Annotated in this window: 18 protein-coding genes and 1 pseudogene; 7 read left to right on the top strand and 12 right to left on the bottom strand. The window is 72.8% G+C overall.

The features are described from left to right. Positions 1–88: 88 nt before the first annotated feature. Together ACFYOV_RS01700 and ACFYOV_RS01695 are read right to left on the bottom strand one after the other, a co-directional pair. Positions 89–439, bottom strand: coding sequence for a MazG-like family protein (locus tag ACFYOV_RS01700; protein ID WP_389081467.1), 351 nt, complete (start codon positions 437–439; stop codon positions 89–91). 32 nt (positions 440–471) lie between these two features. After that, positions 472–1,017 carry a DoxX family protein gene (locus ACFYOV_RS01695; RefSeq protein ID WP_389081464.1) on the bottom strand — a complete coding sequence of 182 codons (546 nt, stop codon included), beginning with the start codon at positions 1,015–1,017 and terminating at the stop codon, positions 472–474. Between the two features lie 233 nt (positions 1,018–1,250). On the opposite strand from ACFYOV_RS01695, the gene ACFYOV_RS01690 reads away from it, so the two are divergent. Beyond that, positions 1,251–1,577 carry a nuclear transport factor 2 family protein gene (locus ACFYOV_RS01690; RefSeq protein ID WP_389081462.1) on the top strand — a complete coding sequence of 109 codons (327 nt, stop codon included), beginning with the start codon at positions 1,251–1,253 and terminating at the stop codon, positions 1,575–1,577. Between the two features lie 221 nt (positions 1,578–1,798). Here the strand turns inward: ACFYOV_RS01690 and ACFYOV_RS01685 are convergent. Next, a pseudogene (locus ACFYOV_RS01685) lies at positions 1,799–2,684 on the bottom strand (SDR family oxidoreductase). Positions 2,685–2,787: 103 nt separating this feature from the next. Between ACFYOV_RS01685 and ACFYOV_RS01680 the strand changes: the two are divergent. Then, positions 2,788–4,425: an alkaline phosphatase D family protein gene (locus tag ACFYOV_RS01680; RefSeq protein ID WP_389081459.1), complete on the top strand. Its 1,638-nt coding sequence runs from the start codon at positions 2,788–2,790 to the stop codon at positions 4,423–4,425. Here the strand turns inward: ACFYOV_RS01680 and ACFYOV_RS01675 are convergent. Further along, positions 4,412–5,503: a Gfo/Idh/MocA family protein gene (locus ACFYOV_RS01675; protein ID WP_389081457.1), complete on the bottom strand. Its 1,092-nt coding sequence runs from the start codon at positions 5,501–5,503 to the stop codon at positions 4,412–4,414. The two genes, ACFYOV_RS01680 and ACFYOV_RS01675, sit on opposite strands and share 14 nt — an antisense overlap. A gap of 127 nt (positions 5,504–5,630) precedes the next feature. On the opposite strand from ACFYOV_RS01675, the gene ACFYOV_RS01670 reads away from it, so the two are divergent. Continuing rightward, complete coding sequence (locus ACFYOV_RS01670; protein WP_389081455.1) at positions 5,631–7,076, top strand: multidrug effflux MFS transporter; 1,446 nt, start codon at positions 5,631–5,633, stop codon at positions 7,074–7,076. An 11-nt stretch (positions 7,077–7,087) separates the two neighbouring features. After that, the gene (locus ACFYOV_RS01665) at positions 7,088–8,218 is read left to right on the top strand and encodes a serine hydrolase domain-containing protein (RefSeq protein WP_389082418.1); all 1,131 of its coding nucleotides are present in this window, start codon (positions 7,088–7,090) and stop codon (positions 8,216–8,218) included. Between the two features lie 563 nt (positions 8,219–8,781). On the opposite strand, the gene ACFYOV_RS01660 is transcribed toward ACFYOV_RS01665, so the two are convergent. Beyond that, on the bottom strand, positions 8,782–9,777 hold the full coding sequence (locus tag ACFYOV_RS01660) for a small ribosomal subunit Rsm22 family protein (RefSeq protein ID WP_389081452.1): 996 nt from the start codon (positions 9,775–9,777) through the stop codon (positions 8,782–8,784). A gap of 366 nt (positions 9,778–10,143) precedes the next feature. Beyond that, positions 10,144–10,389, bottom strand: a complete 246-nt coding sequence (locus tag ACFYOV_RS01655; RefSeq protein ID WP_389081450.1) for a DUF6243 family protein — start codon at positions 10,387–10,389, stop codon at positions 10,144–10,146. Positions 10,390–10,501: 112 nt separating this feature from the next. Here ACFYOV_RS01655 and ACFYOV_RS01650 point away from each other — a divergent pair, with 112 nt between their 5' ends. Next, a complete protein-coding gene (locus tag ACFYOV_RS01650) occupies positions 10,502–11,176 on the top strand; it encodes a TetR/AcrR family transcriptional regulator (protein ID WP_389081448.1) in 675 nt (224 codons plus the stop codon). A 273-nt stretch (positions 11,177–11,449) separates the two neighbouring features. Then, positions 11,450–12,181, top strand: coding sequence for a bifunctional DNA primase/polymerase (locus tag ACFYOV_RS01645; RefSeq protein ID WP_389081445.1), 732 nt, complete (start codon positions 11,450–11,452; stop codon positions 12,179–12,181). Between the two features lie 11 nt (positions 12,182–12,192). Here the strand turns inward: ACFYOV_RS01645 and ACFYOV_RS01640 are convergent, their stop codons facing one another. Genes ACFYOV_RS01640 through efeO form a run of 4 tightly spaced genes read right to left on the bottom strand, consistent with a single transcriptional unit; the run spans position 12,193 to position 16,439 of the window. Beyond that, entirely contained in the window at positions 12,193–13,188 is a 996-nt protein-coding gene (locus ACFYOV_RS01640) for a hypothetical protein (protein WP_389081443.1), read from the bottom strand. Further along, complete coding sequence (gene efeU, locus ACFYOV_RS01635) at positions 13,148–14,020, bottom strand: iron uptake transporter permease EfeU (RefSeq protein ID WP_389081441.1); 873 nt, start codon at positions 14,018–14,020, stop codon at positions 13,148–13,150. Before efeU ends, ACFYOV_RS01640 begins: the two co-directional genes overlap by 41 nt. A 2-nt stretch (positions 14,021–14,022) precedes the next feature. After that, positions 14,023–15,270, bottom strand: a complete 1,248-nt coding sequence (efeB, locus tag ACFYOV_RS01630) for an iron uptake transporter deferrochelatase/peroxidase subunit (RefSeq protein WP_389081438.1) — start codon at positions 15,268–15,270, stop codon at positions 14,023–14,025. Between the two features lie 17 nt (positions 15,271–15,287). Further along, positions 15,288–16,439: an iron uptake system protein EfeO gene (efeO, locus tag ACFYOV_RS01625; protein ID WP_389081436.1), complete on the bottom strand. Its 1,152-nt coding sequence runs from the start codon at positions 16,437–16,439 to the stop codon at positions 15,288–15,290. Positions 16,440–16,735: 296 nt separating this feature from the next. Here efeO and ACFYOV_RS01620 point away from each other — a divergent pair, with 296 nt between their 5' ends. Beyond that, positions 16,736–17,380, top strand: a complete 645-nt coding sequence (locus tag ACFYOV_RS01620; protein ID WP_389081433.1) for a PhzF family phenazine biosynthesis protein — start codon at positions 16,736–16,738, stop codon at positions 17,378–17,380. A gap of 159 nt (positions 17,381–17,539) precedes the next feature. Here the strand turns inward: ACFYOV_RS01620 and ACFYOV_RS01615 are convergent, their stop codons facing one another. Then, positions 17,540–18,187, bottom strand: coding sequence for a heme oxygenase (biliverdin-producing) (locus ACFYOV_RS01615; RefSeq protein ID WP_389081431.1), 648 nt, complete (start codon positions 18,185–18,187; stop codon positions 17,540–17,542). A gap of 138 nt (positions 18,188–18,325) precedes the next feature. Further along, positions 18,326–19,183 carry a type I methionyl aminopeptidase gene (map, locus tag ACFYOV_RS01610; RefSeq protein WP_389081428.1) on the bottom strand — a complete coding sequence of 286 codons (858 nt, stop codon included), beginning with the start codon at positions 19,181–19,183 and terminating at the stop codon, positions 18,326–18,328. Positions 19,184–19,240: the final 57 nt, after the last annotated feature.

Raw genomic sequence — 19,240 nt, 5'->3', positions numbered from 1 at the left:
CGCTCGCGCGTCCCGGGGCGCACGCGCGAACGGGACGGCCGCGCCCGGGTGACGGGGTACCGATCGGACCGGGGCCCTTCGCGACCGGCTAGCTTCCCAGCGAGCGCCGTCTGACGTTCGCCAGGTGCCGGGTGAAGACCTCACGGGCGTCGGGGGTGAGGGTGCGCAGGGCCACCAGCGCGGTGACGGCGACGTCGCACAGCTCCGACTGCACGTCGTCCCAGGTGTGCGTGGTGCCCTTGCGCGGGTTCTGGCCGGTCGCGCCGACCACCGCCTCGGCGACCTCGCCGACCTCCTCGGACAGCTTCAGAATGCGCAGCAGCAGGCCCTCGCGGCCGTCGGCCGGACGGCGCGCATCCAGCCAGCCGCACAGTGCGTCGACGGACTCCCAGAGGCCGGCGGGGGCGGGGGACGGGGGAGGAGAGAGGCGATCGCTCATGCGGCAGAGCCTGGCACAGCGCACCGACAGGGCTACTCCTCGAACAGCGGCTCCTGTTCGCCCTCCTTGAACTTGCGCAGCCGCCTGCTGCGCGCCCCCACGGCCACGATCGTCGCCGCCGCGGTCGCCGCGAACGCCGCCGGGATCATCCAGCCCCGGTTGACCGTGTGGCCGAGGGCGTGGTCGACGGAGAGCCGACCGGGGCCGGTGATGGCCAGACCCGCAGCGGTCAGGCCCAGGGTCGCGGCGTACTCGTAGCCGCCCTCCTGGTTGAAGAAGCCGCTCGGGGTGTGCACCGCCGCCGCGCCGGCCATCGCCCCGGCCGCCGCCGCGCCCGCCGCCGGCGTCGCCAGGCCGAGGGCCAGCAGCACGCCCCCGCCTGCCTCCGCCAGGCCCGCCGCCATCGCGCTCGCCTTGCCCGGCGCGTAGCCGATGGTCTCCATGAACTGGCCGGTGCCCTCGATCCCCCCGCCGCCGAACCAGCCGAACAGCTTCTGCGCGCCGTGCGCGGCCAGCACGCCGCCCGTGCCCAGCCGGAGGAGCAGCAGGCCCAGATCACGTCGGTCGTAAGCGTTCACGTCTCGTCTCCCGGAGCAGTCCATCGGCGCTGTCGACCGCACGGTCGTCCGGAGCGGTCGTCCGGAGCGGGCGGTCGGTGCGGGCGATCGGTGCGGTCGTTCGGCCGCGCTCGTCGGAGCCGCGGCGCCCGGCCACCTCACCGTCACATCTCCGGTCCCCACCGGCCCGTCGCCGGACGCCGTTCGGGTGGCGCGGGTGGCGTGGCCCCGGGAGCGGTACGACGCTGACAGGCATGACGATTCAGACCACCCGCCTCAGCAACCCCGCCGTCCGCGCCTTCGTCACCGCCGTGAACCACCACGACCGCGAGGGGTTCATGACGCTGCTCGCCCCCGGCGCGACCATGGCGGACGACGGTTCGGAGCGCGACCTCGCCGACTGGACTGACCGGGAGATCTTCTCCTCCAACGGGCACATGGAGGTCGACCGCGAGTCCGACGGCGGCCGCAGGCTCCTCGTCCGCTACCGCAACGACACCTGGGGCGAGATGCGCACCCGCTGGAGCTTCACCGTCGACCCCGACGGCCGGATCTCCCGCTTCGAGACCGGACAGGCGTGACGTCCGGTCACGGTCCGCCGGTGTACGCGGCAGCCGTTCCACGCCCCGGTGCGTCCCCGCGGTCCCCCGCGGGCCCACCCCCACCCGGTGGCACGGAACGGCTGCCGCATCCCCCCTGATCCCCCCTGGACATGGCTCACGGAAAGCCCTTCACCACATGTGAAGCTTTGGTGTAGAAGAGTTGAGCATAAGTCCCCTACCGGCCGCAATGGTGCGGATGTTCAAATTCCGGTTGTGTAGGGGTGGGTGCTTGACGAGCTGTCGGCGGGCTGTCTCCCGCCCACGTGCGGCATCGCCGTCGCCGGCGCCGTCGCGCACCGCGCGTTCGCCTCCAGCGGCAGCTCCGCCAATGTGCCGCACCGTGCGCGCCACGTCGCCACGTCGGCGACGTCCATCACCGGTCCGGGGCGACCTCCCCGTTCGCCGGGAGCCCCCGGTCCGCATGTCCTCGGTCCTCCCCGTCGCCGCCTTGCCGACGTCGATCCGGCCCCGCCGCGATCCCGTACGGGCGCCCGTCCGGCGACAGCGACTTCGTCAGCCCCGTCAGCGCGTGCCGGTCGCAATGCGGGCGACCGAGCGCGGGCGGGCGCGTGGGCGGACACCGACCCGTGGTCGATGACCCGGCCGCCCTGCACGCCCTGCTCCTGCATCCGCCGGTACGCCGCCCGTGCGCACGGGAACGCCCCGTCGAGGGTCGGCGTCCACCACGCGCCGCGAGGTGTCGTAGGACAGCTCCTCGACCGGCGCGCCGCCCGGCCCGAACGTCCCCGCGTCGTCGAAGAGCAGGTCGACCCGGCCGAAGCGCTCCACCGTGGCCGCGAGTTGCGCGGCCACGCCCCGCGGGCGTGAGACGTCCGTCCGCACCACGAGGGACTCGCCCGCCGCGCCACCGGGGCTCCCGCCACCCGCCTCCGCCGCACACGCGGCCGTCGCCCCCGGAGTCTCGGCGCGCCGCCCCGCGGCCACCACCGACCTGCCTCCGCGCAGCAGTTCCACGGCCACCGCGCGGCCGATACCGGAACCCGCCCCCGTCACCGCGGTGATCTCCGCCGTCCCGTCCGTTCGCTCGGCATTCACGGCCCCGCAGCGCACGGGAGGGTCCGCCATGCGGAACTCATACACCCGCCATCCGGATGATGTGTACGCGTCAACCAGGCGTCGTCCGCGGCCGCTCGAATGCTTCCCGCATCCACCGTCAGGGGAGGACCGAATGACACCCGAGGCCCGTCAGTCCCAGCACACCCTCGAACTCCGCGCGGCGGCACGCCACTTCGGCCGACGCCGATTCCTGACCACCACCGGTGCGGCCGCCGCGCTCGCCTTCTCCGTCCATCTGCCCACCGCCGGCACGGCCGCCGCCGCCGAACTCGACGCCGCCCGGATCGCCGACGACCCGTTCACCCTCGGCGTCGCCTCCGGCGACCCCGGGCCCGGCTCCGTGCTCCTGTGGACCCGGCTCGCCCCCGCTCCGTTCCAGCCCGACGGCGGCCTGCCCGCCCAACGGGTCGTCGTGCACTGGGAGGTGGCCCACGACGAGCGGTTCCGGCGCATCGCCAGACGCGGCACCGCGCTCGCCCACCCCGAGTTCCACCACACCGTCCACGTCGAGGTCGACCACCTGCGCCCCGACCGCGTGCTCTACTACCGCTTCCGGACGGGCCGTTGGATCAGCCCCACCGGCCGCACCCGCACCGCCCCCGCCCCGGACGGCACCCCCGGCTCCCTCACCCTCGCCGCAGTGTCCTGCCAGGCCTACCACGACGGCTACTTCACCCCGTACGCCCATCTCGCCGCCGACGACGTCGACATCGTCTTCCACCTCGGCGACTACCTCTACGAATACGCCGTCAACTCGGTGGGCGGCGCCCGCAACTACACCGACCGGACCCTGCCCGCCGTCTTCAACCGCGAGACGGTGACCCTGGAGGACTACCGCCTGCGCTACGCCCTCTACCGGTCCGACCCCGACCTGCGCGCCGCCCACGCCGCGCACCCCTTCGTCGTCACCTGGGACGACCACGAGACCGAGAACAACTACGCCGGCGACATCCCGGAGAACGGCGTCCCGCCGGAGGAGTTCCTGCTGCGCCGCGCCGCCGCCTACCGTGCCTACTGGGAGAACCAGCCGCTGCGCCGGCCCCAGCGGCCCGACGGACCCGACATGCGCCTCTACCGGCGTCTGCACTGGGGCCGGCTCGCCCAGTTCGACGTGCTCGACACCCGCCAGTACCGCAGCAACCAGGCCTACGGCGACGGCGCCCGCGTCCCCGGCTTCGAGTCCGACGACCCGGCGCGCACCATCACCGGCGCGCAACAGGAACGGTGGTTGCTCGACGGCTGGCGGTCCTCGCGTGCGCTGTGGAACGTCGTGCCGCAAGTCGTCTTCTCGCAGCGCAACTTCGACCTCACCAGCCCGTCCCGGGTGTCGATGGACGCCTGGGACGGCTACCGCGCCTCCCGGCGCCGCGTCCTCCAGGGGGCGCGGGCCGCCGGGATCGAGAACCTCATGGTCCTCACCGGTGACGTGCACGTCGGCTACGCCTTCGACATCAAGCAGGACTTCGACGACCCCGCCTCCCGCACCGTCGGCACCGAGGTCGTCGCCACCTCGATCGCCAGCGGCAAGGAAGGTGCCGAGCGGCCGGCCAACTGGCAGACGTACATGAGCGCCAACCCGCACCTGAAGTTCTACGACGGCCGCCGCGGCTACGTGACCGTCGGGCTCGGCAGGCGGGCGGCGCGGGCCGACTTCCGGACGGTGCCGTACGTGACCCGGCCCGGCGCGCCGGTCACGACGGCCGCGTCCTTCGTCGTCGAGGCGGGGAACCCGGGGCTCAGGCCGGCGTGAGCCGCGCCTCGGGGCCGGCCTCCGGGGCGCTCCGCGGATCGCCCTGCGAGCCGGTGTCCGGGCCGGATCCGGGGGCCTCGCCCGCCTCGCCCGGGTAGCGGACGCCGACGCGGTCCCGGATCGCGTCGAGCGTCCGCATCACGGCGAGCGTGCCGTCGAGCGGGACCAGCGGGGACTCCGTCTCGCCGGCCCGCACCGCCCGCATCACCTCGGCGGCCTCGTGTCTGAGGCTGTCGCGCGGGCCGTCGGCCGGGTCGGCGGTGAACTCCTCGGGGGCACGGCCGTCCCGGTGCAGCACGAAGGCGTCCGGGAAGAAGAAGCCGTACGGGATGTCGATCCGGCCCCGTGAACCGGTGATCGACGCGGAGGTCTGCGTGCCGCCCACGATGGAGCAGTGCACCGAAGCGAGAGCACCGCTCTCCCACGAGAGCACCGCCCCCGTCTGGAGATCGACGCCCTCCTTCGAGAGCGCCGCTCGCGCAGTGACGTCCGACGGCTCACCCAGCAGCAGATGCGCGAACGACACCGGATACACCCCCAGATCCAGCAGCGCGCCACCGCCCAGCTCCGGGTCCCGCAGCCGGTGCGAGGCCGGGAGCGGCCCCGCCAGCCCGAAGTCCGCCCGCACGCTGCGCACCTCGCCGATCGCGCCGTCGTCCACCAGTGCCTTCAGTCGCCGCACCAGCGGATTGCAGTACATCCACATTGCCTCCATGAGGAAGCGCCCGCCCCCGCGCGCCAACGCGACCAGCTCCTCCGCCTCGCGCACGTTCAGCGTGAACGGCTTCTCGCACAGCACGTGCCGCCCCGCCTCCAGGCACATCCCGGCCGCCACCCGGTGCGCCGAGTGCGGGGTGGCGACGTAGACGACGTCCACCTCCGCGTCCCGGGCCAGCGACTCCCAGTCGCCGTACGCCCGGGGGATCCCGAACCGCCCGGCGAACGCCTCCGCCGACTCCCGCGACCGTGATCCCACCGCCACGACCTCCGCGTCCGGCAGGTGGACCAGATCCGCCGTGAACGTCGCCGCGATCCCGCCGGTCGCCAGGATCCCCCAGCGCACCTTCTGCCTCGTCATTCGCCCACCCTCGCTCGTGTCCTGGCCCGTAGCGTACTGGGAGCGCTCCCATGGCGTCGCCGTCGGCCGGGCACTCCGTACGAGCTGAGAGCATAGGGAGCGCACGACGCGGAAAGGGAGGGGCCACATGCCCGAGGGTGGGGCGTCCATATCCGACTCGACATCGAGCGCAGCACCGGAGGCGGCCGTACCGGACGCGGACACGGCCGCCTCCGCCGTCCCCGGAAACGGGAGCCGCGGGGGCAGCGACCTCCCGGCCCGCCGCACCGCGGGCCGCGGGGCCCACGGCGCGGCCACGGGCGGCCGGGGGAGCGCGGGCCCCGGTGCGGCGGGCCGCACCAGCCTCCTGGTCACGCTGATCCTGGGCGGCCTGACCGCCACGCCCCCGCTGGCGATGGACATGTACCTCCCGTCCCTCCCGCAGGTCACCAGGGCCCTGCATGCGCCCGCCGCCACGGTCCAGCTCACCCTGACCGCGTGCCTGGCCGGCATGGCCCTCGGGCAGCTGGTCGTCGGCCCCCTGAGCGACCGGTGGGGACGGCGGCGCCCGCTGCTCACCGGCCTCGCCGTCTACGTCGTCGCCACCGCCCTGTGCGCCTTCGCGCCCACCGTCGAACTCCTGGTCGCCTTCCGCCTCGCCCAGGGCCTCGCCGGCGCGGCCGGCATCGTCATCGCCCGGGCCGTGGTGCGCGACCTCTACGACGGCGTCGCCATGGCCCGCTTCTTCTCCACCCTCATGCTGATCTCCGGGGTGGCGCCGGTCGTGGCCCCGCTCATCGGCGGGCAGATCCTCCGGGTGACGGACTGGCGCGGCGTCTTCGTCGTCCTCACCGGCGTCGGGGTACTGCTCGCGGCCGTGGTCTGGGCGAGACTCCCGGAGACGCTGGCCCCCGCCGACCGCCACGGCGGCGGCATCGGCGAGACTCTCACCACGATGCGCCGGCTGCTCGCCGACCGCGCCTTCACCGGCTACATGCTCGCCGGCGGATTCGCCTTCGCGGCCCTCTTCGCCTACATCGCGGCCTCCCCGTTCGTCGTCCAGGAGATCCACGGCGCCTCCCCGCAGACGTTCAGCCTGCTCTTCGGGCTCAACTCGGTCGGCCTGGTCGTCGCCGGGCAGATCAACGGCAAGGTGCTCGTCGGCCGTGTCCGCCTGGACCGGGTGCTCGGCCTCGGCCTCGCCGTCGTCATCTCCGCCGCGGGGGCGCTGCTGCTGATGTCCCTCGGCGTGTTCGGCGAGGTGGGGCTCGCACCCGTGGCCGCGGCGCTGTTCGTGCTGATGTCCGCGATGGGCGTCACCCTGCCCAACACCCAGGCGCTCGCCCTGATGCGCACCAAGCACGCCGCCGGTTCCGCCTCCGCGCTGCTCGGCACGTCCTCCTACCTCATCGGTGCGATCGCCTCCCCGCTGGTCGGCATCGCCGGGGAGGACACCGCCGTCCCGATGGCCGTCGTCCAACTGGCCGCCGCCCTGGTGGCGCTCGCCTGCTTCGTGGGCATGTGCCGCCCCGGACGCGGGCACACGGGCGCGGAGCACCCGGCCGGCGACGAGAGGGTGGGGGAGGACAACTGAGCACACCGAGACTGCGTCCCGGCACACCGGAACGCGCCGGACTCGACCCCGAGGAGCTCCGGCACCTCGTCCGGGAGGTCCACGCCCTCACCACCGGCCGACGCCCCTGGGCCGCGGGCGCCGTCGTGGTCGTCGGCCGCGGCCCGGTGCTAGCCGTCCAGGAGGCGGCGGGCTGGGCCGTGCGCTACGCGGCGTACGACGAGGAGGCCGAGGCACCCGTCGAACTGCCGCCGTCCGCACGCGTGCCCATGACCGTGGACACCCGTTTCGACCTCGCGTCCCTCACCAAACTGTTCACCGCCGTGGCCGCCGTGCAGCAGATCGAGCGGGGCACGCTGGGCATCGACGCGCGCGTCGGCGCGTACCTGCCGGACTTCCCAGCGGCCGTCCGGTACGGCATCACCGTGCGGCAACTGCTCACCCACACCTCCGGGCTGCGCCCCGAACTCCCGCTGTACGACTGTGCCGACGACGAGCAACGCCTGGCGCTGCTGCGCGTCGAGCCGCCGGTCGGGGTGCCCGGCACGTACTGCTACTCCGACCTGAACATGCTGCTCCTCCAGCACCTCCTGGAACGCCTTACCGGCCGCACCCTCGACACCCTCGTCCACGACGGCATCACCCGCCCGCTCGGCATGACGTCCACGGAATTCGGCCCCTGCACCGGCGCGGCGGCCACGGAGGACCAACGCCGGCCGTGGGCCAAGGCGGACCGCGGCATGCTGCGGGGCGAGGTCCACGACGAGAACGCCTGGGCCCTGGGCGGCGTCGCGGGCCACGCCGGCCTGTTCTCCACCGGCGGCGACCTGGCGATCTTCTGCCGCACCCTCCTGGCGGGCGGCTCCTACGGCCCCGCCCGCATCCTCGGCCGCGACTTCGTCGACCTGCTCTTCACGCCGCCGGGCCTGGGCTTCGCCGTGGACCAGCCGTGGTTCATGGGGGAGCTGGCGGGGCGCGGGGCCGCGGGGCACACCGGCTTCACGGGCACGTCCCTGGTCCTGGACCGGACCACGGACACGTTCCTGATCCTCCTCGCCAACACGGTCCACCCCCGCCGACGTCCGACCCCCGACAACGGCCCCCGGGCCGCGGCGGCGACCCGGGTGGCTCGGGCGGTGTGGGGGAGGGGAGGACCGGAGTGAGGGGCAGAGTGAGGGACGGGGTGAGGGGCGGGGTGAGTGGTGCTGTCCGGCGGGCGGTGGCTGGGGGTAGTGAGCGGTGCTCTCGGTGATGCTGCTCTCGGTAAGCGGTGCTCTTGCCGGTGGGCGGTGCCCTCGCTGAGCGGTGAGCGGTGCTCTAGGTAACGGGGTGCGCTGTGTGAGGGTGCACGCTGGGTGAGCGGTGCTCATCCTCGCGGGTGGTGGCCGCTTTCGTGAGCGATGCTCTTACTGGTGAGCGGTGTGGAGCCGTGCGGAGCGGTGTCTGTCCCGCGGTGTGGAGCGGTGTCTGTCTCGGGGAGTGGCGGCCCGCGTTCCGCAATGCGGCGGCGATCGCGTCGTGAGCAGTGCTCACGTCTGCGGGCGGCGGTCGCCTCGGTGAGCGCTGCTCCTGCAGCTGAGCGGTGCTCTCGGCGACCGCTGCGCGCCGTGTGAGCGGTGCACACGTGCTCCCGGGCGTTGGCCGCGTCAGCGATCGCGGTCCTGGGAGCACCCCGGCAGGGAGAACGGCGGCGCCCACGGCGGTAGACCGGGTGTCCCCGCCACGGCTAATGGTCGGCCGGTGGCCACGCATCGCCCCAGTCGGCGTCGCGGGCCGCCCGGTACAGGTCGCCGTGGCGTTTGGTGACCGTGGCACGGCGCAGGGAGGAGTCCGTTTCGCAGAGGTCGAGGAGGACCTGACCCTTGCGGATCTGGGGGCGGCGGACGACGCGTGCGGGGGCGGGGGTGACGGGCAGGCGGGTGGCGGCGACGTAGCTGAACTTCTCGTCCTCGTAGGCGAGGGAGCCCCCCTTGACCTGCCGGTGCAGTGAGGAACGGCTGACCCTGGCCGAGAAGTGGCACCAGTCCGCGCCCGGGGTGATGGGGCAGGCGGCGCTGTGCGGGCAGGGAGCGGCGACGTGGAAGCCCGCCGAGATCAGTCGGTCACGGGCCTCGATGACGCGGGCGTAGCCGTCGGGAGTGCCGGGCTCGACGATCACGACGGCCTGCGCGGCAGTCGCGGCGGCGTCGATCAGGGCGGCGCGGTCGGGGGCGGTGAGCTCGTTGAGGACGTAGGAGACAGTGACGAGGTCGGTGCTCTCGACGGTGAGCGCCGATCCGATGCGAGAGCGCTGCCAGCGGGCGCCCTTCAGCGCGGGGTTCGCGGCGGCGAGCTCCCGGCCGAGGGCGAGTGCGGGCTCGGCCCAGTCGAGCACGGTCACGGGCCGTTCGCCGTCCCAGGTCGCGCTCACGGCCCAGGCCGCGGCGCCGGTCCCGCCGCCGACGTCCACATGACCGCCGGGAACCCACCCCGCCACCGCCTCGGCGAACGCCTCCAGCGCCGACCGCACGGCCTCGAACGTCGCGGGCATCCGGTACGCGGCGTACGCGGCCACGTCGGCGCGGTCCCGGAGGATGGGGGCGTCGGTGGGGGTGACCCCGCGGTAGTTGGCGATCAGCCGCTCGACGGCCTGCGTGGCCTGCCGCGGCGGGAGACCGTCGAGCAGCCCGGCGAGCGCGCCGCGCAGGGTCTCGGCGGTGGGGGCGGGGGCGGGGGCGTTCACCTGGCGATTCTACGGGCGGACGGGGGACGGAAGCACAGCTCGTTGTCGAGACGGCCGCTCGCCATGGAGGCCACTGCTCACTGCGGAGACCGCTGCTCGCCGACACGGGCGCCGCGTGCAGGTACGAGCACCGCTCACCCTCGAGTCGATACCCGCCGCGCGCCCCGCCTCACCTCGCCCCGTCCCGCCCCGCATGAGCACTGCACACCACTGTGAGCACTGCTCGCCACGCCCCGGGGCGAGCACCGCTCTCCATGCGGTTTCCCCACCGCTTGGGGTCTCCCTGTCGCTTCGGGTCTCCAGCCGCTGCTCCCGCCGCTCTCCCCCCAGCGGGCGCTCCCGTCGCCCCTACCGCTTCTGGTCCGTCTACCGCTTCTGGTCCCCTACCGCTTCTGGTCCTCCTGTTTTCTGCCCCTCCTGCCCCTGGTCCTCCTGCCCCTGGTCCTCCTGTCGTTTCTGCTGGAGCTTGCGCAGCAGTTCCCGTTTCTGGGCCTGCGGGTCCCGGCCGCCGCCGACGCGGCCGCCGCGTTCGCCGCCGCGCAGTGCCTCGCGGCCGAGGTGCTGCCGGGTGCCGCCGACACCGAGCATGTTTCCGGCTCCGCCTCGGGTCATGGTGATCCCCTTTCCTTGCATCCCGCCACAGTGACGAGACGTATCGTCTCGCATTCGACCCTCACACTGTCCGGCGAGACGGAGCGTCTTGTCAACCTGATAAGTTCGACCCATGGCCCCGAACAAGTCCGCCAAGTCCGCGCAGCCTCCCCGAGACACCCCCCAGCACACCTCCCGCGACAGGACGACTCCCGACGCCACCCGTCGCAGCGAGCGCTCCCGGCGCGCCATCTACGCCGCCGCCCTCTCCCTCGTCGCGGAGGTCGGCTACCCGAAGACCACGATCGAGGGCATCGCCGCCCGCGCAGGCGTCGGCAAGCAGACGATCTACCGCTGGTGGCCGTCGAAGGCGGACGTCCTGCTGGAGGCGTTCCTCGAACTGAGCGAGCAGGCCGCCCGGGCCTCCGGCCAGGAGCCGCACGTCTTCCCGGACACCGGTGACCTTGCCGCCGACCTCAAGCTGGTCCTGCGCGCCACGGTCGACGAGTTGCGGGACCCCACGTTCGAGGCGCCGACGCGTGCGCTGGCCGCCGAGGGCGTCGTCAACGAGGAGCTCGGGCGCAGGTTCGTGGCCAGGCTGCTGGAACCGCAGTTGCAGCTGTACGTCGAGCGGCTGCGCTCCGCGCAGGAGACCGGTCAGGTGCGCCCGGAGATCGACCCGCGCATCGCCCTGGAGCTCTTCGTCTCCCCGCTCGCCCAGCGCTGGCTCCAATACACGGGCCCGATCACCTACGAGTACACCGACACCCTCGTCGACTACGCCCTCAACGGCCTCGCGCCCCGCTGACCGCCCCACCGCACCCCGCCTTCTTCAGTCCGCCACCCCCTTCCTCACCCCTCCACCCGGCCACCCCCTTCTTCACCCCCCTCCACCCGGCTTCACCCCCCTCCACCCGGCCACCCCCTCGTGGCCCACCCCCTTCGCCCCACCGGCACCCCCCTCGTCCCCTGCGGCCCCCCTCGTCCCACCTGGGCGGATTGTGCGCTACGGCCCCCCGATGCGCAGGATGGTGGGACCATAGGGCATGCTGTTCCGCACGACGGCGAGGCGAGGGGATAGATGAGCGCGGAGTTCGGCGGCCGGACCGGCCGGCAGGGCAAACTCACCCAGTGGCTGCGAGGACGCCGCCCGAAGCAGGCCGCCGACGAAGGCGGCCGTGAGACCCTGCTGCTCGCCGCCGCCGCCGCGGGACTGCCGCTGGCGCCCGCCGCGCACCCGGCCGGATACCGCTGCTCCTGCGACCGGGTCGGCTGTCCCACCCCCGCCCGGCACCCGGTCTCCTTCGCCTGGCAGACGCAGTCCACCACCGACAGCGCCCAGATCGAGCGCTGGGCCCGCCACCAGCCGCAGGCCAACTTCATCACCGCGACCGGCATGGTGCACGACGTTCTCGACGTGCCCCTGGATGCCGGTCGCGCCGCGTTGGAGCGCCTGCTCGCGGCCGGTGTCGAGGTCGGCCCGGTCGCGGAGAGCGACGACGGGCGCATGCTGTTCTTCACCCTCACCCGCGGCACCCCCGAGGACGAGGACGAGTGGTGGCCGTGCGAGCTGGACTGCCACCCGGAGACCATGGACGAGCATCCCGGCCTGCGCTGGCACTGCCGCGGCTCCTATGTGCTGGTGCCGCCCGCCCGGCTGCCCGGTGACGACGACCAGTCGGTGCACTGGGTGCGCGGCCCGGAGCATCCGCTGCCCGACCCGCTGAGCCTGCTGGAGGTCCTCACCGACTCCTGCGCCCGCTACGTCGGCGACACCGACCACCCGACCTCGGCCTGGCCCCTGCGCCACTGAGCGCGGCGTGCCTACTCGCCCTTCGCCGACGTCAGCCCCTGGATCCGCCCCAGGATCTCCACTCGGCCCGCGTCCGCGCCCGGGTCCAGCGCCACCTCGTTCGAGACGAACTCCATCGTCAGCGACTGCTTGATCTCGCCGGTCGTGAGCGCCAGCACGTCCTTGTTCGGCTCCGGCACCGACGTACCCGCGGCGGCGGTCTGCTTCTCGAAGTGGCGCGTGGTGAAGAACACCAGGGCCCCGCCGTCCCCGGTGCGCAACGCCAGCGGAGCGTAGGCGCCGCGCGTCACCGGCTCGTCGATGTACTGCGTGGCGAGGCCCGGCCGCACCGACCGCTTCTTGCGCAGCGCCCGCCAGGAGCTGGTGTGCGCACCCGGGGCGAAGGCGGTCCCGCCGTTCTTCAGGTAGTTCGCGTACTCCCGGCTCAACTCACCCGGTCTGACCACCAGTTCGGTGGAGTTCGCGGGGACGGCCTCGGCCCAGCCGTCCTTGTCGGTCTTGAACTCCGGTACGTCGTCCGGCGCGACCAGCGTCAGATACGCCACCTGCCAGGTCTCGTCCAGGCCGTTGCGGGTGAACACCAGCAGCCAGCGGGCCTCGCCGCCCTTGTTGCCCGCCGCGTCGGCGAGGAACCAGCGGGGCCAGCCCGCCTTCTTGGGGATGGTGAACCGCGCGTCCGTCAGCTCCAGCGGCGCGTGGGAGGGATTGCCGCCCGGGTTGTTGGCCCGCCCCGCCTTCAGCCGTGCCGCGTCGATGTCGGCGAGCGCGCCGGTGGTGCGGTCGGCGTCCAGGGAACTGTCGTACGCCTTGTCCGCCTTGTTGTAGGCGGCGGTGAACTCCCGCAGCGCCTCGGCGGCCTCGGCACGGGTGGTGGCCGGGAGCACCTCGCGCTCGCCGTGCACCACCACACAGCCGCTCGCCGTCAACGACAAGACGGTCACCGACGCCGCCAGCAGCGCACCGCGGTCAGGCCTGCGGAGCCTTCGAAGGCCGAGATCCCTGCTCATCCGGTTCCTTCACCTTCCCCTTCCCGGAGGCGAACCCTACCGGGGCGAGGAACAGCGCGAGCGTGGGGACCAGGTACAGCAGCCACACCGTGACCTGGAGGACGGTCGGGTCGGGCTGGAAGTTGAATACGCCCTTGAGCAGGGTGCCGTACCAGCTGTCCGGCGGGACGGCGCCACTGACGTCGAAGGCCAGGTCCGTCAGCCCCGGCAGCCAGTCCGCCTCCTGAAGGTCGTGGAAGCCGTACGCGAGCACGCCCGCCGCGACGACGACCAGCAGGGCGCCGGTCCAGGTGAAGAACCTGGCGAGGTTGATCCGCAGCGCGCCCCGGTAGAACAACCAGCCGAGGAGCACCGCCGTGGCCAGGCCCAGGGCGACCCCGATCAGCGGGCGGGGGCTGCCGTCACCGGCCGCGTGCACCGACGCCCACACGAAAAGGGCCGTCTCCAGGCCCTCCCGGCCCACGGCGAGGAAGGCGGTGGCGACCAGCGCCCCCGTGCCCATCGCGAGGGCGGCGTCCAGCTTTCCGTGCAGCTCCGCCTTCAGGTGCCGGGCGGTGCGGCGCATCCAGAACACCATCCACGTCACCAGGCACACCGCGAGGATCGACAACGAGCCTCCGAGCGCCTCCTGTGCCTCGAAGGTCAGCTCCTGGGAGCCGAATTCGAGGGCGCAGCCGAAGCCGAGCGCCAGGGCGACGGCGACCCCGATGCCCGTCCAGACCGGCTTGAGGGCATCCCGGCGTCCGGTCTTGACGAGGTAGGCGATCAGGATGCAGACGACGAGACTCGCCTCCAGTCCCTCGCGCAGACCGATCAGGTAGTTGGAGAACACGCTCAGGCCCCCTCGAACAACTGCCGGCCCCACCAGTCGTCCCGGTCGCGCACCCCGGGCGGGACCGCGAACACCGCCGAACCGACGTGCTGGATGTACTCGTTGAGCGCGTCGGTGGCCAGGCTCCGCTGGATCCTGATGAACCCGGTGCGCGGGTCGCGCTGGTACGCGAGGAAGAACAGGCCGGCGTCCAGGCGGCCGAGGCCGTCCGTGCCGTCGGTGAAGGAGTAGCCGCGGCGCAGGAGGGTCGCCCCGCCGTTGGCGTCGGGGTGGGCGAGCCGCACGTGCGCGTCGGGCTTCATCGCCTTGAGGAACGGCTCGTCGCGCTCCTTGGATGTGCCGACCGGCGCGCCCTCGCCCTTGTCGCGGCCGAAGATGTCCTCCTGCTCCTGGAGCGAGGTGCGGTCCCAGGTCTCGATGTGCATGCGGATGCGCCGGGCGACGAGGTAGGAACCGCCCGTCATCCAGTCCGGCCCGTCCTTCGCGCCGACCCACACGAACTTCTCCAGCCGGTCCTTCTCGGTGCCGGAGATGTTGCGCGTGCCGTCCTTGAAGCCGAACAGGTTGCGCGGTGTCTGCGCGTCGGGCGTGGTGGAGGAGGTCTTGCCGAAGCCGAGCTGGGACCAGCGCACGACGACCTTGCCGAATCCGATGCGGGCCAGGTTGCGGATCGCGTGCACCGCGACCTGCGGGTCGTCCGCGCACGCCTGCACGCACAGGTCCCCGCCGCTGCGGGCCCGGTCGAGGTTGTCCCCGGGGAACTTCGGCAGGTCGACCAGCGCTTCGGGGCGCCGGTCGACGAGGCCGAACCTGCTGAACAGCGAGGGCCCGAAGCCGATCGTCAGGGTCAGCCGGGACGGCTTGAGGCCCAGCGCCTCACCGGTGTCGTCCGGAGGCGCCTCGGCGAGCCCTCCGTACGCGCCCTCGCCGACCGGCTTCCCGGCGGTCATCCTGCGGGCCGCCTCCGTCCAGTCCTTGAGGAGCTGCACGAACTCGGCGCGGTTGTCGCTCCGTACGTCGAACGCGGCGAAATGCAGCCGGTCCTGCACCGGGGTGGCGATGCCCGCCTGGTGCGGGCCGTGGAACTCCACCGCCGCGCCCGCCGCGGCCCCGGCCGGCTGTGCGTCGTCGCCGGTGCGGGCCATCGCCGCGCCGCCGGCCGCGGCGGCGCCGAGCGCGAGACCGGCACCGCCCCAGCCGAGCAGGGAGCGCCGCGAGGGGGTGGCCGGAGTGCTGTCCGTGTCCGTCATGGCCGTGTCCCCCGCCCCTACTTCACGACGGCGGCCGCGAGCCGGGAAAGCGGCTCCGCGAGCGCGTTGACCGCGTCCGACAGCTCCTTGCGGTCGGCCTTGCCGACCTTGTCGTACGAGATGAAGTCGTAGGACTCCTTGTCCGCGCGGTACTGGTCCAGCAGCGTGTGCAACGCGGCGAACTGCTCGTCGAGTTCCTTCACCAGCGCGGCGTCGTTCTCCCGCGCGACCGGCTTGAGCAGGTCGTAGGACTTCTGGGCGCCCTCGACGTTGGCCTTGAAGTCGACGAGGTCGGTGTGCGAGTAGCGCTCCTCCTCGCCGGTGACCTTGCCGGTGGCGACCTCGTCGAGGAGTTCCTTGGCGCCGTTGGCCATGGAGGTCGGGGTGATCTCGGCCTTGCCGACCCGGTTCTGCCAGTCCTCGAGGTCGGTGATCAGCAGTCCGGCGAGTTCCTTCTCCCGGTCGCCGATCTTCTTGTCCTGCCAGAGGGCCTTCTCCAGGCGGTGCCAGCCGGTCCAGTCGGTCGCCGGGTCCTGGCCGTCCTCGAGGCCGTCCTCGCGGACGTCGACCTTCGGGTCGATGTCGCCGAAGGACTCGGCGACCGGTTCGGTGCGCTCCCAGCCGATGCGGGAGGGCGCGTACGCCTTCTTCGCGGCCTCGAGGTCGCCGTCCTTGACGGCCTCGGCGAACTCCTGGGCCTTCGGCAGGGTTTGGTCGGCCTGCGTCTGGACGTACTCACGGTAGGCGGCCACGGCCCTGTCCAGCCGTGGGTCGCGCTGGACGGCCTTGCCGCCGGTGGCCCTGACGGCCTGGCGGATGCCCTTGCCGCGCATCCCCGGCTTGCAGGCGATGCTGTACTCGCCGGCCTTCACCTCGGCGGTGACGCGCTGCTTGGTGCCGGGGCCGATGTTCTCCCGCTCGGTGACGACACGGTCGTCGGGGAACAGGATGTAGACCTCGGTGACCTTGGAGCCCTTGTTCTCGATGGCGAGTTCGACGCGCCCGGCCGGGAACTCCTTCTTCGACACCTCGCACGTGTCGTCCGTCGCGGTCACCTCGACCACCTGGTCGCCGTCCCCGCCGGCGCCCTTCTCGGTGCAGCCGGTGACGGCGGCGAGGGCGGCCGCGGTGGCCGCGGCGGTGAGGACGGAGAGTCTGGCGGGTCGCATGGAGGCTCCCAGGTGGCCGGAAAGAAGACGTGATGCCCCCCGAGTAAGGTGAGGCTCGCCTAACATACCGAAGGCTGGGTGCAGCGATACCCGCTCATACAGTGATCCACCTCTCATGGACGGTGGATGAGCACGAGCCGGTTACGGTGGCTCAAAACGGTTGCCATGGTCGGGTCAAGGAATCGTCGGTGCGGGTCAAGCACAGGTCAACTCCCGACCGCGGCCGTGCGGTGGCCGGAGTGCGGCGACCGCGGACGAGGACGACCTCGCCGCCCGCGCGATGCTTGAATGCCCCCGTGACTGACTACGACGTGCTGCGCGTCTTCTGCGGCCCCCGTGGCGGATACGGCAACGAACTCGGCGTCGTCCGCGACGGTTCCGTGCTGCCCGAACCGAGCGACCGGCAGGACCTCGCCGCGAAACTCGGTTTCAGCGAGACCGTGTTCGTCGACGACCCCGAGCGCGGGGTGATCGACATCTACACCCCGACGGTGCGCCTGCCCTTCGCCGGCCACCCCTGCGTCGGCACCGCCTGGCTGCTCGACGTGCCGGAACTCGTCACCCCGGCCGGGGTGGTGGGCGCCCGGCAGGACGGGGAGTTCTGCTGGATCGAGGCGCGGGCGGAATGGGTGCCGCCGCGCACCCTGCGCCAGTACGTCACCGCCGCCGAGGTCGACGACCTGAGCGTGCCGCCACCAGGGGAGTGGGTCTACGCCTGGGCCTGGGAGGACGAACCGGCCGGCCGGGTGCGGGCCCGCGCCTTCCCCGGCCGCGACGACGGCATCGAGGAGGACGAGGCCACGGGTGCCGCCGCCCTCCTGCTCACCGACCGCCTGGGCCGCGCCCTGAACATCACCCAGGGCACCGGCTCCCAGATCCTCACCGCCCCGCAGCCGGACGGCTGGACGGAGGTCGGCGGGCGGGTGTACCTGGAGCGCTGAGCCGCGCAGAGGCAAAACGCTGAGCGGCGGAGAGGCAAAGCGCCGGGCGGCGGAGAGGTAACGGGCCGGGTGGGAGAGGGGACGCGCCGGGCGGGGAGCCGGGGCGCGGCGAATGCCGGGGCGCTCCCCGCGGCGGAGCCGGCCGCGTCACGCCCACCGTCACGCCGACAGCGGGAACTCCTCGCCCAAGGCCCGGAAGACCGCCGAGTTCAGGGCGAAGGCGCGCCGGCACTCGGCCACGATCCGCTGCTTCTCCAGGTCGTCCGCCCGCACCCCGTCCAGCAGCTCCCGGTAACCCCGCTTGAAGGCAGCCGGGTTGGGGATCTCCTCGAAGACGTAGAAGCGCACCCCGTCGCCCTTGCGCGCGAAGCCCCACGTCTTCTCCGCCTTGGCGCGGATGATCTGCCCGCCGGACAGATCGCCCAGGTAGCGGGTGTAGTGGTGGGCCACGTAACCGGCCGGCCAGTCCCGCGCACAGTGGGCGACGCGCTCGGCGTAGACGCGCGTCGCGGGCAGCGCGGCCAGGGTCGAGCGCCAGCCGGGGCCGCGCAGATGCGTCAGGTCCCGCTCCAGCGAGGCCAGCCGGAACAGCTCCGGCCGTATGAACGGCCCGGCCACCGGATCCGACGCAAGGCGCCGCGCGCCGGACTCCAGCGCCTCGTACACGAACCACAGCTGCTCGGTGTAGCGCGCGTACGCCTCCACTCCCAGTCGGCCGCCCAGCAGGTCGCTCATGAAGGCCGAGGTCTCCGCCTCCACGTGCTGCTCGTGCGAGGCGGTGCGGATGAGCGTCGAGAAGGAGTCCATGAGTCCAGATCCTCCGAGTGGGGCGAGCCCGAGTCAATACCTTGCCGACAGGGCGTCGGCAACTTCCTGCCCTCCCACGGCGCGGAACGGCCCGCCCTCCGGGGAGAGCGGGCCACGGCGGTCACCGGAACCGGGCGGTCACGGCAGCGTCAGGATCTCCGCTCCGGTGTCCGTCACCACCAGCGTGTGCTCGAACTGGGCGGTGCGCCGGCGGTCCTTGGTGACGACCGTCCACCCGTCGTCCCACATGTCGTACTCGTGGGTCCCCAGCGTCAGCATCGGCTCGATGGTGAAGGTCATCCCCGGCTGGATGACCGTCGTCGCGTGCGGGCTGTCGTAGTGCGGGATGATCAGACCCGAGTGGAACGAGCTGTTGATGCCGTGACCGGTGAAGTCCCGCACCACCCCGTAGCCGAAGCGCTTGGCGTACGACTCGATGACCCGGCCGATGACATTGATCTGCCGGCCCGGCCGCACCGCCTTGATCGCCCGGTTCAGCGCCTCACGGGTGCGCTCGACCAGCAGCCGGCTCTCCTCGTCCACGTCGCCCACCAGGTACGTGGCGTTGTTGTCGCCATGCACCCCGCCGATGTACGCGGTCACGTCCAGGTTCACGATGTCGCCGTCGCGCAGCACCGTCGAGTCCGGGATGCCGTGGCAGATCACCTCGTTGACCGAGGTGCACAGCGACTTGGGGAAACCGCGGTAGCCCAGCGTCGACGGGTAGGCGCCGTGGTCGCACATGAAGTCGTGCGCCACCCGGTCCAGCTCGTCGGTGGTGACCCCGGGCGCGATGTGCTTGGCGGCCTCCGCCATCGCCCGCGCCGCGATCCGCCCGGCGACCCGCATCGCCTCGATCGTCTCGGGCGTCTGCACCTCCGGCCCGGTGTACGGCGTGGGCGCGGGCTTGCCGACGTACTCGGGCCGGCGGATGTTTCCGGGTACGGAACGGGTGGGAGACAGCTCCCCTGGGACGAGCAGCGACTGGCCAGACATGCCAGCGAGTCTAAGTCAGCGGCGATGGGGGACCATCTTCCGTGGCGAAAGGAGCCG

This window comes from Streptomyces sp. NPDC005931 (assembly GCF_042871235.1).
Classification (GTDB): Bacteria; Actinomycetota; Actinomycetes; order Streptomycetales; family Streptomycetaceae; genus Streptomyces.
This window is presented reverse-complemented; position numbering and strand designations above follow the sequence as displayed.